General features: G+C 71.5%; 9 protein-coding genes. 5 read left to right on the forward strand and 4 right to left on the reverse strand.

Annotation, left to right across the window (positions count from 1 at the left end; genetic code table 11):
• Positions 1 to 103 precede the first annotated feature (103 nt).
• Positions 104 to 532, forward strand: coding sequence for a hypothetical protein (locus ABZ794_RS05050; protein WP_357514332.1), 429 nt, complete (start codon positions 104 to 106; stop codon positions 530 to 532).
• Between the two features lie 2 nt (positions 533 to 534).
• Positions 535 to 2652, forward strand: coding sequence for a bifunctional polysaccharide deacetylase/glycosyltransferase family 2 protein (locus ABZ794_RS05055; protein ID WP_357514334.1), 2118 nt, complete (start codon positions 535 to 537; stop codon positions 2650 to 2652).
• A gap of 33 nt (positions 2653 to 2685) precedes the next feature.
• Here the strand turns inward: ABZ794_RS05055 and ABZ794_RS05060 are convergent, their stop codons facing one another.
• Entirely contained in the window at positions 2686 to 2841 is a 156-nt protein-coding gene (locus ABZ794_RS05060) for a hypothetical protein (RefSeq protein ID WP_210785245.1), read from the reverse strand.
• A gap of 18 nt (positions 2842 to 2859) precedes the next feature.
• Complete coding sequence (locus ABZ794_RS05065; protein ID WP_357514336.1) at positions 2860 to 4956, reverse strand: S9 family peptidase; 2097 nt, start codon at positions 4954 to 4956, stop codon at positions 2860 to 2862.
• A 96-nt stretch (positions 4957 to 5052) separates the two neighbouring features.
• Between ABZ794_RS05065 and ABZ794_RS05070 the strand changes: the two genes are divergently transcribed.
• Positions 5053 to 6411, forward strand: a complete 1359-nt coding sequence (locus tag ABZ794_RS05070) for an FAD-binding oxidoreductase (RefSeq protein WP_210785247.1) — start codon at positions 5053 to 5055, stop codon at positions 6409 to 6411.
• A 65-nt stretch (positions 6412 to 6476) separates the two neighbouring features.
• On the opposite strand, the gene ABZ794_RS05075 is transcribed toward ABZ794_RS05070, so the two are convergent.
• Positions 6477 to 6884 carry a hypothetical protein gene (locus tag ABZ794_RS05075; RefSeq protein WP_357514339.1) on the reverse strand — a complete coding sequence of 136 codons (408 nt, stop codon included), beginning with the start codon at positions 6882 to 6884 and terminating at the stop codon, positions 6477 to 6479.
• A 48-nt stretch (positions 6885 to 6932) separates the two neighbouring features.
• Positions 6933 to 9005, reverse strand: a complete 2073-nt coding sequence (locus ABZ794_RS05080) for a SpoIIE family protein phosphatase (protein ID WP_357514341.1) — start codon at positions 9003 to 9005, stop codon at positions 6933 to 6935.
• Between the two features lie 295 nt (positions 9006 to 9300).
• On the opposite strand from ABZ794_RS05080, the gene ABZ794_RS05085 reads away from it, so the two are divergent.
• Together ABZ794_RS05085 and ABZ794_RS05090 are read left to right on the forward strand one after the other, a co-directional pair.
• Positions 9301 to 13668 (forward strand): HAMP domain-containing protein, encoded by a 4368-nt coding sequence (locus tag ABZ794_RS05085; RefSeq protein WP_238689205.1) that lies wholly within the window; start codon positions 9301 to 9303, stop codon positions 13666 to 13668.
• Positions 13665 to 14219: a response regulator gene (locus ABZ794_RS05090; protein ID WP_091395745.1), complete on the forward strand. Its 555-nt coding sequence runs from the start codon at positions 13665 to 13667 to the stop codon at positions 14217 to 14219. Before ABZ794_RS05085 ends, ABZ794_RS05090 begins: the two co-directional genes overlap by 4 nt.
• The last annotated feature ends 8 nt before the right edge of the window (positions 14220 to 14227 follow it).

A 14227-nucleotide genomic window follows, 5' to 3' on the forward strand; every position in this document is an offset into this window, starting at 1 on the left:
TCGATGTAACGCCGCTGGTGGCGGCGCCGCTGTGTGCAACGGAGACCCGGCCCATCGGGTCTCCGACGCCGGTTGCCGGCGTGGTGACGGTGGGAGTTTGCAGATGCACAGTCAACCGGGCTCTGTCCCGCCGGTGTTCGTCGACGGCACCGGGCGTCGCCGCCGGCTGACAGTCATCGCGGGCACAGCGATGGGCCTTGGCCTGCTCACCAGTCTCGTCCTGATCGCCGCGGGGCTCTTCCTGGACACTTCGGTGCCACTGCCCGGCTGGTCGGAGGACTCCCGGGGGACGCGCCCGGTGGAGGCCGGCGTGGACGGGGTCAACCCGCCTCGGTTGGCCAAGTCGCCGTCGCCGGTGGGCCGTACGTCAGCGCCGCTGCCGCGCGCCACCCCGACCAGCGACCGATCCCCGACCACGGCCGGTACGACCGCCACGGCCACCGGCACGCCATCCGCCACCGACCAACCGGGCCGTGGCGACGAGCACCGCAAGACCGCCAAGCCGAGCAGGTCGCCCGGTAAGCCGCAGTGACGATGGCGAGACACGTGGCCCGGCGAGACCCTCGGGCGCACTGGCTGCTGCTCCTGCTCGGGCTGCTCCTGCTGCTCGCGGCGCTCACCGTCAACGGCCTACTGACCGGTCTCGCGGGCGGCTCGGGAAACGCCACCGCACAGCCCGCGCCGGACGTGCCGGCCGCCGTCGGCTCGGGTGGCCCGGTGCTACGGCTGGACCGTGCCGAACCGGTCAGTCGGGCGTTGCCGGACCACACCATCGCGCTGACCTTCGACGACGGGCCGGACCCGCGCTGGACGCCGCAGGTCCTCGACGTGCTGCGTCGGCACGGCGCCCACGCCACCTTCTTCGTGGTGGGCGCCCGGGTCAACGAGCACCCCGAACTGGTCCGGAGGATCCTTGCCGAGGGGCACGAGATCGGGTCGCACACGTTCACCCACGCCGACCTCGCCGAGGTGCCGCCGTGGCGGCGTGACCTCGAACTGTCGCTGACCCGCAAGGCGGTCGCGTCGGCCACCGGCCGGGAAGTGACCCTGCTCCGGCCGCCGTTCTCCTCGGTGCCGACGGCGCTGACCGGGTCCGAGTACGCCGCGTTGCGCGCCGCCGCCACTGCCGGGCACGTCGCGGTGCTCACCGACCTGGACACCAAGGACTGGCAGCGCCCCGGCACCGACCAGATCGTGCGCGCCGCCACTCCGAAGCGGGGACAGGGAGCGGTGGTGCTGATGCACGACGGCGGCGGTGACCGGGCGCAGACCCTCGCCGCGCTGGACCGCCTGCTGCCTGCGCTGGGCGATCAGGGCTACCGGTTCACCACCGTCTCCGCCGGCATCGACGCCTCACCGTCGATGGTTCCGGCGGGCACTGGTAGCCGGCTGAGCGGCACCGGACTGCGCTGGACCCAGGCCGGTGCCCGCTGGTCCGCCGAGGTGATGAACTTCCTGCTCGCCACCGCACTCGTGCTCGGGGTGGCGCGTCTGGCCGTGCAGGTGCTCTGCGCCCAGCGGCACGTGCGCCGGGTCCGCCGGCCCCGCCGGGACCGTCCCGAGGTGCGGGTACCGGTGTCGGTGATCGTGCCCGCTTACAACGAGGCGGCGAACATCGCCGCCACGGTCCGGTCCCTGCTGGCCAGCGCGTACCCGGCGTTGGAGGTGATCGTGGTGGACGACGGGTCGGACGACGGCACTGCCGACATCGTCGAGCGGATGCGACTGCGCGGGGTGCGCGTGATCCGGCAGGCCAACGCCGGCAAGCCAGCGGCGCTGAACACGGGCATCCGGGCGGCGCGGGCGAACCTGCTGGTCCTGGTCGACGGCGACACCGTCTTCCAGCCGGACACCGTGCATCGCCTGGTGCAGGGCTTCGCCGACCCGTCGGTGGGCGCGATCAGCGGCAACACCAAGGTCGCCAACCGGCGTCGCCTGCTCGGTCGGTGGCAGCACCTGGAGTACGTGATCGGCTTCAACCTCGACCGACGGATGTACGACGTGCTGGAGTGCATGCCGACCATCCCCGGCGCGATCGGCGCGTTCCGCCGCGAGGTGCTGCTGCGGGTGGGAGGGGTGCCGTCGGACACGCTGGCCGAGGACACGGACCTCACCATGAAGGTGCTCCGGGCCGGCTGGCGGGTCGTCTACGAGGAGTCGGCCATCGCCTGGACCGAAGCCCCGTCGTCGTTGCGCCAGCTCTGGCGGCAGCGCTACCGCTGGTGCTACGGCACCATGCAGGCGATGTGGAAGCACCGGCACGCGCTGCGCGAGTCGGGTGCCGGAGGCAAACTGGGCCGACGCGGCCTGCCGTACCTCACGGTGTTCCAGATCGTGTTGCCGCTCACCGCGCCGGCGGTCGACGTGTTCGCCGTGTACGGCCTGCTCTTCCTGCCCTGGTCGACCCTCGCCCTGGCGTGGGCGGGCCTGCTGCTGCTCCAGGCGGCCACCGCCGCGTACGCGCTGCGACTGGACCGGGAGCGGTACGGCCCACTGTGGGCGCTGCCGTTCCAGCAACTGGTCTACCGGCAGCTCATGTATCTGGTGGTGGTGCAGTCGGTGGTCACCGCGTTGATCGGCAACCGGCTGCGCTGGCAGCGGATGGTGCGGACCGGCGAGGCGGCGGCGTTGGTCGGGGCCGGCCGCGGCTGACGCCACCTCGATGCGGCGTCAGCCGTCGGCCGGTCAGGTCGGGGTGTGGAAGAGGCCGGCCGACCAGGAGATCAACAGGCCGACGGCGGCGGAGCAGCAGCAGACGAGCAGAGCGGCGGCGACCACTGCGAGGATCATCCGGGCGGACGCCCGTCGGGGCGTCGGCCCCGGCTCGGTCCCGTCGGTCATCGTCGCCGCCGCCCGTCGTCAGGCCCGGCCGATGCGGTCCAGGATCCAGGCGTTGATGAACGCCTCCTCGCGCCAGGAGTCGTAGCGACCGCTCGGGCCGCCGTGCCCGGCACCCATCTCGGTTTTCAGCAGGTAGTCGCCGCTCGGGGCGACCGCCCGCAGCCGGGCGATCCACTTCGCCGGCTCCGAGTAGAGCACCCGGGTGTCGTTGAGGCTGGTCACCGCGAGGATCGCGGGATAGTCGACGGCGGCCACGTTCTCGTACGGCGTGTAGGACTTCATGTACGCGTACACCTCGGGGTCCTCGAGGGGGTTGCCCCACTCCTCCCACTCGGTGACGGTCAGCGGCAGCGACGGGTCGAGGATCGACGTGAGCGCGTCCACGAACGGCACCTGCGCCACGATCCCGGTGAACGCGTCCGGCGCGAGGTTGGCCACCGCGCCCATCAGCAGGCCACCGGCCGAGGCGCCCCGGGCGACCAGCCGGTCGCTGGCCGTCCAGCCGGCCTTGACGAGGTGCCGGGCGCACGCCACGAAGTCGGTGAAGGTGTTCTTCTTGGCCAGCAGCTTGCCCTGGTCGTACCACCGTCGGCCCAGCTCACCGCCGCCCCGGATGTGCGCCACGGCGAACACCACGCCCCGGTCCAACAGGGACAGCCGGGCTACCGAGAACCACGGGTCCATGCTGGCCTCGTACGAGCCGTAGCCGTACAGCTCGCAGGGGGCCGAGCCGTCCCGGGGGGTGCCGACGCGGCAGACCAGTGAGATCGGCACCCGGGTGCCGTCGTCGGCGAGCGCCCAGTCCCGGTGCTGCTCGTACTCGGCCGGGTCGTACGGTCGCCCGTCCGGCCCGGGCAGCACCGGCTTCTGCTTGAGCAGCACCATCTGCCGGGTGACCAGGTCGTAGTCGTACACCGAGTCGGGGGTGATCAGCGAGGAGTAGCGCAGCCGGACCTGGCCGGTGCGGTACTCCGGGTTGGCGTCCAACCCGACGCTGTAGAGCGGCTCGGGGAAGTCGATGTCGTACCCGTCGTCACTGCCCACCGGCAGCACCCGCAGCCCGGTGAGCCCGTCGGTGCGCAGCGACACCACCAGGTGGTTGGCGAAGGCGTCGACGGCCTCCAGCCGGGTGCCGGGCGTGTGCTCGATCAACGGCACCCAGTCGCCCGGTACGTCCGCCGAGGTGAACGCCAGCGCGAAGTCCTCCGCGCCGTCGTTGTGCAGGATCAGGAAACGGTGGCCGTGGTGCTCCACGGTGTATTCGACGCCCTGTCGGCGGGGGGCGATCACGGCCGGTGCGCCGGTCGGGTTGCCGGCGGGGATCACCAGCACCTCGCTGGTCACCTTGCTGTGTACGTCGATGAGGATGAACCTCTCCGACCGGGTCAGCTCCACCCCCACCCAGAACCGCTCGTCGTCCTCCTGGTGGACCACCACGTCGTCGGCGGCGGCGGAGCCGACGGTGTGTCGCCAGACGCGGTTCGGCCGCCAGGCGTCGTCCACCGTCACGTAGAACAGCACCGAGGCGTCGGCCGACCAGGCGGTGCCGTAGAACGTGTCCGGCACCTCGTCCGGTAGCAGCTCGCCGGTGGTCAGGTCCTTCACCCGCAGGGTGAAGCGCTCGTCACCGGAGAAGTCGGTGGAGTAGGCCAGCCAGCGACCGTCCGGGCTGACGTCGAACGCGCCGAGCGAGAAGAAGTCGTGCCCCTCGGCCAGCAGGTTGCCGTCGAGCAGCACCTCCTCGCCGTCGAGCGGGGCGCCGTCCGCGCTGACCGGCGGGTCGGTCTCACCGTCGCGGACCGCCCGGCGGCACTGCACCCCGTACTGCTGTCCCTCGACCGTCCGGGTGTAGTACCAGTGCCCGCCCTTGCGGGTCGGCACGGACAGGTCGGTTTCCTGGGTGCGTCGGCGAGTCTCCTCGAACAGCTCGGCGCGCAGGTCGGCCAGGTGTGCCGTACGCGCGTCGGTGTACTCGTTCTCGGCGGTCAGGTAGGCGATCGTCTCCGGGTCGTCCTTGGCGGCGAGCCAGGCGTACTCGTCGACGACTGTGTCGCCGTGGTGGGTGCGCTCGCTGGGCACCCGCTTCGCCGCGGGCGGGGCAGTCTCGGTGGTCACGGCGGCCACGTTACCGGCCGGCAGCGGCAGCGCGCCGGACCAGCGGCATCCCGATACTCGCCACCACGGCATTCGAACACATGTACGATGGCCGGCATGGCGGCAGCAGCGAGTTCCCTCGGCCGGTCCGGAGCCCTCGAGATCACCCGGCGGTTGGCGGCGATCTGCGGTCCACCGTTCTCCCGGCTGGCCGGGCCGGCCGACGAGGTGGCGGGGCGACCGGCGCGCTGGGTGGCCGTCCCGGGCGGCCCGCACGCCGCCGCCGAGGTGCTGCGGCTGGCCGCCGTGCACGATCTGGCGGTGGTGCCCCGAGGTGCGGGCACGAAGATCGACTGGGGGGCCGCCCCCGTTCAGGTCGACATCCTGCTCGACACCGGCCGGCTGGCCGGCATCGGTCACGAGCCGGTCGACTCGCTGGTGACCGACGTCGGGGCCGGCACTCCACTGCGGGCGGTGCAGGCCACCCTGGAGCGCACCGGGCAGCGGCTCGCGATGGACGCCCCCTCACCCGGCGCGACAGTGGGCGGTGTGCTCGCCGCCGGCGAGACCGGCCCGCTGCGCCACCGCCACGGCAGCCCCTGCGACCAACTGCTCGGTGTGCGCTACCTTGCCGCCGACGGCGAGTTGATCAGCGTCGGCGGTGGCGCGCCCGGGCTCGACCTGGCCCGCCTGCTCTGCGGCTCCCAGGGCGCGCTCGGCGTGCTGGTGTCGGCGAGCCTGCGGGTGCAGCCGGTGCCGGCGAGCCGGCTCTGGGTGTCCCGCCCGGTGTGGACGCCGCTGGAGGTGCACGACCTGGTCCGGACGATCCTCGCCGCGCGGCTGGAGCCGTCGGCCATCGAGCTGGACCTGCCCGGAAGCACCCCCCGCCCACGTACGCCCTACCCGCCAGGTCACCCGGCGGCCACCGCCCGCGAGCGTCATCCGTCCATGTCCGGTCGGGCCGGCGCCCCGTCCCGGGCCGGCAGCCTGGTGGTGCTGCTGGAAGGCGGCCCCGCCGACGTCACCGAACGTGCCGAGCGGCTCGTCGGCCTGCTGCACGGGGAAGCGACGATCGCCCACTCCGCGCCGACGTGGTGGCGCCGCTACCCGTTCGCGCCCGGCGACACGGCGCTGCGCCTGGAAGTGCCCATCGGCGACCTGCACGCCGCCGTCTACGCGCTACGCGACGCGGCCGGAGCGCCGGTGCCGGTGCGCGGCTCCGCCGGGCTGGGCGTGGTGCACGCGGCACTGCCCGGGGCGCTGGCAGCCGACCGGGTGGCGTCCATCCTGGCCGCCGTCCGAGGGGTGCTGTTGGCCCGGCAGGGCCGCTGTGTGGTGGTGTCCGCTCCGGCGGCGGTCCGCCAGGCGGTCGACCTCTGGGGCGAGTTGGCCGGCCTGGCCCAGTTGCGGGCCGCGAAGCGGCACCTGGATCCGGAGCACCGACTCGCGCCCGGGCGGCTCCCCGGCGGCCTGTGAGGCTGAGCCGCCGGCCGGTGCGGCGCGCCCGGGTGAGCCGGTCGGCCGGTGCGGCCCGGCCGAGGTCAGTCCATCCACCACCGGTGCATGTCCAGCAGCGGCGGGGTGAGACGGGCCATCAGCACCAGCAGGCTGCCGACCCCGCCGGCCAGCAGCAGTGACCGGGTTGCCCGGGGCAGGGCCTCGCGCTCCCGGGCGACCATCACCCCCGCGACGATCGCCAACGGCAGCCCGAGCACCGCACCCGTCAGGTAGAGCACCGCCACCACTGGGTGGAGCACACCGAAGAAGGCCACGTCCTTCGGGTCGTACGCGCCGGTCAGCATCTCGGCCGGGCCGACGTCGGCGCTCGTCATCCGACCGATGTAGAGCAGCAGCACGGTGAGGAACCCGCCGATGGTCGCGAACTGCGCGAGGATCAGGGCCCGGACCGCCGGCCGGGAGTACGACGTGACCTGCGCGACGCTCGTCATGGCCGTCAATCTACCGAGCGGACCCGAGACCAGGGGCCTGTGCGGCGGTCAGGTCGCGTCGTTGCGGAGCACCAGGATGGCGATGTCGTCCCGGGGCGGCTCGACCGAGAAGTTGATCGCCGCGGCCCGCAGCCGGGCGGCCACCACGTCGGCCGAATATCCGGCCAGGGGCGCTGCCGCGTCCCGCAGTCGGTCGGTGCCGAACAACTCCCGGCCGCGCCGCCGCTCGGTGACGCCATCGGTGTAGAAGATCAGCGAATCGCCCGGTCCGAGCGTGATCTCCGCCGTCGGCGAGGTGATCGTGTCGAGCAGGCCGAGCGCGGTGCCGCCGGTGCCGACGAACCCGGCGCCGCCCGCCGCGGCCAGCAACACCGGCCGGTCGTGCCCGGCGAGATGCAGCGAGACGTCCAACTGGTCACCCTCGCCCGGCCCGACCGCTGCCAGCGCCAGCGTGCAGTAGCGACCGCCACCGCGCTCGACAAGTGTCTCGTTGAGCCGTGCCAGGGCCTCCGGTAACGGTTTTCCGTCGCCGACCAGCACCCGGATCACGTCCCGGACCAGCCCGGTCACCGCGGCGGCCTGGACACCCTTGCCCGAGACGTCACCGATCACCACCAGCCAGCGCCCGTCGGGCAGCGGCACCACGTCGTAGAAGTCGCCGCCCACCTCGGCGTCGTCGCCGGTCGGCACGTACTCGGCGGCGAAACCGATCCCGTCCACCAGTGGCAGCACCGGCGGCAGCAGAGACTGCTGGAGCGTCTGCGCCACCCGACGGCGTTCGGCGTGGATCCGGGCGTTCTCGATGGCCAGCGCGGCCCGCCGGGCCACGTCCTCCAACACGGCCACCTCGTCCGGGTCGTGCCGGTGCCGCTGGTGCCGCCCCACCGCCAGGGTCCCGAGCCGCTGCCCGCGGGCGATCAGCGGGACGGCGAAACCCTCCATCGGCCCGCCCAGGGGGATCTGCGCCGCGCTGCGGGACGCCTCGCGGAGGCGGGCCTGGATCGAGTCCGGCCCGGTCTCCGCCAGCACCTTGTGCAACTGCGGAAGCATCGACTCGTCGGCGTGGCTGGCCGCCGCCAGCCGGAGCCGACCCCACTCGTCGGCGGTGTGCACCGCGCACCACTGGCCGAGTCGCGGCACCACCAACTGCGGCACCAGCGCCATGGTCAGGTCGACGTCGAGCGACTGGGCCAGCAGCTCGCTCGCCTCGGCCAGGAACGTCAGCCACACCTGCCGGCGGACGTCGGCCCGGCGCAGCCGGTCGTTCTCCAGGTGCAGCGACAGCCGCTCGGCGGTGAGCACCGCCAACGGTTGGGCGTACGCCGACGGCGCGGCGTCCAACTCCAACTCCCCGGCGTACGGGCGGTGCACTGTCAGTGGCACCCGGAGCAGCTCGCTGCCGGGGCGGGACGGCCGACCGAAGCGGGCCAGCACCTGACGGCCCTGCCCGTCGCCCCGGTCCAGCCGGATCGTGCCGCCGGCTGCCCCCACCATCTCGGCGACCCGGCTGAGCAGGCTGGTGGCGAAATCGGGCAACGGATCGTCCCCGTGCAGGTCGGGGGCGGTCTGCATGAGTTCGCTCATCGCGCTGGCGCTCGGCGCGGACCCGTCGGTGCTGGTCCGAGGGCCGGCGTTGGCCGGTGTCGATTCGCCGATGGTGCCCGAGGCGGGCGGGTCGGCGCCGGGGCGGTCCAGCCGGAACCAGACGCCCTTGCCGGTGGGCAGGTACGTGGTGCCCCAGCGGCTGGCGAAGTGGTCGACCAGCAGTAGGCCCCGGCCCCGCACGGAGACCTCGTTGATCTCGGTGGAGTCGTTGCGGTCGCCGACGGTCAGCTCGTCGCCGGAACCGGGGGCGAAGTCGGAGACGGTGACGGTCAGCCCGATCTCGTCCGCGACGACCTCGATGTCCAGTTCGGTACGGGCGTGCTCGACGGCGTTGGTGGTCAGCTCGGTGGTGAGCAGCAGCGCCTCGTTGGCCAGCTCGTCCAGGTGTGACTCGGTCAACACCGAGCGGACCACGGCGCGGGCGGCGGCCGGGGTACGGCGGTCGGCGGGCAGCCGCACACGCCGGACGGCCCCGTCCCGGGCCCCGGCCGTCGCGGGCCCCGCCTCGGCTGACACCCCCGTATCCTCCACCGTCCCCCTGCCGGGTGCCAAGCCGATCACCGATCGTGGGCTGTCGCGTCGGTCAGCGGCACCGGCGGCAGGAAGCGGGTTGACGTGTCGAAACGACCGGTCCGGGAGCCGGGCGAGGTTTGCGGCGCGCCGTGCCGGCTCGACGCCGATCGGGCGGGTCGACGGGGCGATCGATGCCACCTGGCGGGTCGCGCACCCTGGCATCACGGCGCGCGCGGGCACAATATGGGGTGCCGGTGTGTCCGCACGGACCGGCGCCCCCCGAGTTGAGCGAGGAATGATGACCACGTCGAAGCAGTCGGTGGCGGATCCGTCCGCGCCCGACCACGAGGCGCTCCTCGGTGAGTTGGCCGAGGCACTGCGACGGATCGGGCGCGGCGACCTGAAGGTCCGGCTTCCCCGCCGGGCCGGCGCGGCCGGTGAGGTGGCGGACGCCTTCAACGAGGTGGTCTCGCTCCAGGAGCGGCAGTACCTGGACCTGCGGCGGATCAGCCGGATCGTCGGTCGCGACGGCCGGCTCACCGAGCGGCTCGACGACGAAGGGCTGGACGGCTCCTGGGCGGAGGGGCAGCGGGCGATCAACTCGCTGATCGACGACCTGGGTCGACCGACCACCGAGATCGCCCGGGTGATCGTGGCGGTCGCCGACGGTGACCTGTCCCAGCACATGGCGTTGGAGATCGACGGTCGGCCGCTGCGCGGTGAGTACCTGCGCATCGGGCGCACCGTGAACACGATGGTGGACCAGCTGTCGTCGTTCTCCAACGAGGTGACCCGGGTGGCCCGTGAGGTGGGCACCGAGGGCAAGTTGGGTGGCCAGGCCGACGTGCGGGGCGTCGCCGGCACCTGGAAGGACCTCACCGACTCGGTGAACACCATGGCGTCGAACCTGACCGGCCAGGTGCGGTCGATCTCGCAGGTGGCGACGGCGGTGGCCAAGGGCGACCTGTCGCAGAAGATCACGGTCGGCGCGCGTGGTGAGGTGGCCGAGCTGGCCGCCACGATGAACTACCTCACCGACACGCTGCGGCTCTTCGCCGAGCAGGTGACCCGGGTGGCCCGCGAGGTGGGCACCGAGGGCAAGTTGGGCGGCCAGGCCGAGGTGCCGAACGTGGCGGGCACCTGGAAGGACCTGACCGACAGCGTCAACTCGATGGCGTCGAACCTGACCGCCCAGGTCCGTAACATCGCGCAGGTCTCCACGGCGGTGGCGCGCGGCGACCTGTCGCAGAAGATCACGGTGGCGGCGCAGGGCGAGATCCTGGAGCTGAAGGACACCGTCAACACGATGGTGGACCAGTTGTCGTCGTTCGCCGACGAGGTGACCCGGGTCGCGCGTGAGGTGGGCATCGAGGGCAAGCTGGGCGGTCAGGCCCAGGTGCGCGGCGTCTCCGGCACCTGGCGGGACCTCACCGAGAACGTCAACCAGTTGGCCGGCAACCTGACCAGCCAGGTCCGCAACATCTCCCAGGTCTCCACCGCCGTGGCGAAGGGTGACCTGTCGCAGAAGATCACTGTGGACGCCCAGGGCGAGATCCTGGAGCTGAAGAACACAGTCAACACGATGGTGGACCAGTTGTCGTCGTTCGCCGACGAGGTGACCCGGGTGGCCCGTGAGGTGGGCACCGAGGGCAACCTGGGCGGCCAGGCGCAGGTGAAGGGTGTCTCCGGCACCTGGCGGGACCTGACCGACAACGTGAACTCGATGGCGTCGAACCTGACCAGCCAGGTCCGCAACATCGCCTCGGTGACCACGGCGGTGGCGAAGGGTGACCTGTCGCAGAAGATCACTGTGGATGCGCGGGGCGAGATCCTGGAGCTGAAGTCGACTGTCAACACGATGGTGGACCAGTTGTCGTCGTTCGCCGACGAGGTGACCCGGGTCGCGCGTGAGGTGGGCACCGAGGGCAAGTTGGGCGGCCAGGCGCAGGTGCGCGGGGTCGCCGGCACCTGGCGGGACCTGACCGACAACGTGAACTCGATGGCGTCGAACCTGACCGCCCAGGTCCGCAACATCGCCCAGGTCTCCACGGCGGTGGCGAAGGGTGACCTGTCGCAGAAGATCACCGTGGATGCGCGGGGCGAGATCCTGGAGCTGAAGTCGACTGTCAACACGATGGTGGACCAGTTGTCGTCGTTCGCCGACGAGGTGACCCGAGTGGCCCGCGAGGTGGGCACCGAGGGCAAGCTCGGTGGTCAGGCGCAGGTGAAGGGCGTCTCCGGCACCTGGCGGGACCTGACCGACAACGTCAACTCGATGGCGTCGAACCTGACCAGCCAGGTCCGCAACATCGCCTCGGTGACCACTGCGGTGGCGAAGGGTGACCTGTCGCAGAAGATCACCGTGGACGCCCAGGGCGAGATCCTGGAGCTGAAGTCGACAGTCAACACGATGGTGGACCAGTTGTCGTCGTTCGCCGACGAGGTGACCCGGGTGGCCCGCGAGGTCGGTATCGAGGGCAAGCTCGGTGGCCAGGCGCAGGTGAAGGGCGTCTCCGGCACCTGGCGCGACCTCACCGAGAACGTCAACCAGCTCGCCTCGACGCTGACCACGCAGTTGCGGGCCATCGCCCAGGTGTCCACCTCGGTGACCCGGGGCGACCTCACCCAGCGGATCGCGGTCAAGGCGCAGGGCGAGGTCGCCGAGCTGAAGGACAACATCAACCAGATGATCGTCACCCTCCGGGAGACGACAAAGAAGAACGCCGAGCAGGGCTGGCTGGACTCCAACCTCGCCCGGATCGGCGGCCTGTTGCAGGGCCAGCGCGACCTCGGTGAGGTCTGCCGCATGATCATGACGGAGGTGACTCCGCTGGTCGACGCCCAGCTCGGCGCCTTCTTCCTGGCCGACGACACCGACGGCAGCATGCGGCTGCGGCTGACCTCCTCGTACGGGTACGTGGCACGGGGGCACGACGTCACCTTCGGGCCGGGTGAGGGGCTGGTCGGGCAGACAGCGCTCTCCCGTCGCACGATCCGGGTCAGCGCCTCCCCGAACAGCCGGCTCACCCTGCGCTCCGGCCTGGCCGAGACACCCCCGTCCGACCTGGTGGTGCTCCCCGTCCTGTTCGAGGGCGAGCTGCTCGGGGTGATCGAGTTCGCCAGCGTGTCGGCCTTCTCCGAGCTGCACCTGTCGTTCCTGGAGCGGCTGGTGCTCACCATCGGCATCGCTGTCAACACCATCCAGGCCAACCGGCGTACGGAGGAGCTGCTGGCCCAGTCGCAGCGGCTGGCGCACGAGATGCAGGAGCAGTCGGCGGAGTTGCAGCGCACCAACGCCGAGCTGGAGGAGAAGGCCACTCTGCTGTCCGAGCAGAAGGGCAACATCGAGACGAAGAACCGGGAGATCGAGCTGGCGCGGCTGGGCCTGGAGGAGAAGGCGCAGCAGCTGACCCGGGCGTCGGCGTACAAGTCGGAGTTCCTGGCCAACATGAGCCACGAGCTGCGGACCCCGTTGAACTCGCTGTTGCTGCTGGCCCGTCTGCTGGCCGAGAACTCGGAGCAGAACCTCAGCCCGAAGCAGATCGAGTTCGCCCGGACCATCCACGGGTCCGGCTCCGACCTGCTGCGACTGATCGACGACATCCTCGACCTGTCCAAGATCGAGGCGGGCCGGATGGACGTCGAGCCGACCGAGATCCGCTTCACCGAGCTGCGCGGCTACGTCGAGCAGGCGTTCGCGCCGCAGGCCGAGGAGAAGAACCTGGACTTCCAGGTACGGGTGAGCAAGGATCTGCCGCCGGCGTTGGTGACCGACGCGCAGCGGTTGCAGCAGATCCTGCGCAACCTGCTGTCCAACGCTGTGAAGTTCACCGACAACGGTGCCGTGACGCTGCGGATCGCCCCGGCCGCGGAGAACGCGGTCTTCGACGTGCCGGCGCTGACGAACGCCCAGCAGGTGATCGCGTTCACCGTGATCGACACCGGGATCGGCATCTCCGACGACAAGCTGTCGATCATCTTCGAGGCGTTCCAGCAGGCCGACGGCACTACCAGTCGCCGGTACGGCGGCACCGGCCTGGGCCTGTCGATCAGCCGCGATCTGGCCCGACTGATCGGCGGCACCATCACCGTGTCGTCCGCGCCGGGTCAGGGCTCGACCTTCACCCTGTTCGTGCCGCAGGTGCTGGCCCCGGACGCGGTGGTAGCGCCGCAGATGCCGTCGCCGCAGCGCGCCGGCCTGCCGTCGTCGCTGCTGATGCCACCGCTGGAACTGCTGCCGGAACGGCCGGAGGCGCCGGCCACCCGTCAACTGGACGGCGCCACGGTGCTGATCGTGGACGACGACGTCCGTAACGTCTTCGCCTTGACCAGCGCGTTGGAGCTGCACGGGATGACCGTGCTGTACTCGGACAACGGGGCGGACGGTGTCCGTCTGCTGGCCGAGCATCCGGAGGTGGACATCGTGCTGATGGACGCCATGATGCCCGACCAGGACGGTTACGAGACCACCCGCCAGATTCGCCGCAACCACCGGTTCGCCGACCTTCCGGTGGTCTTCCTGACCGCGAAGGCGATGCCGGGTGACCGTGAGTCGGCGCTCGCTGCCGGGGGCAGCGACTACATCACCAAGCCGGTGGACCTGGACGACCTGATCGAACTGATGTCGTCCTGGATCAACGGCAGCCGGACCGAGGAGACTTCGTGACCCAGATGGCCAAAGCGCTGCTCGTGGACGACCGGCGGCAGAACCTGACGGCCCTGGAGGCGATCCTTCAGGGCCTGCCGGTCCAGTCCGTGGCGGTGGAGAGCGGCGAGGCGGCGCTCAAGCAGCTGCTGGTGGACGACTTCGCGGTGATCCTGTTGGATGCGCAGATGCCGGACATGGACGGCTTCGAGACGGCGAGCCACATCAAGCGCCGCGAGCGGACCCGGCACGTGCCGATCATCTTCCTCACCGCCGCCGACCGGGACGCCCAGCTCGCCCTTCGGGGCTACCAGGTGGGCGCTGTGGACTACCTCACCAAGCCGTTCGACCCGTGGGTGCTCCGGGCCAAGGTGTCGGTCTTCGTCGAGCTGTGGGTGAAGACCCGGCAACTCGCCACCCAGTCGGATCTGGTCCGGGAGCGCGACACGCAGTGGCGGCGGCTCACCGACGCTGTCGACGAGGCGACCGCGCAGCTCCGCTCGGACGACCCGGAGGTCCGTGACCGGGCGGTACGGCTGCTCGAACAGGCCCGTTGGGGCAACACCGCCTGACGCGGTGG

It is taken from the genome of Micromonospora sp. NPDC047187 (assembly GCF_040643355.1).
Lineage (GTDB): Bacteria > Actinomycetota > Actinomycetes > Mycobacteriales > Micromonosporaceae > Micromonospora > Micromonospora salmantinae.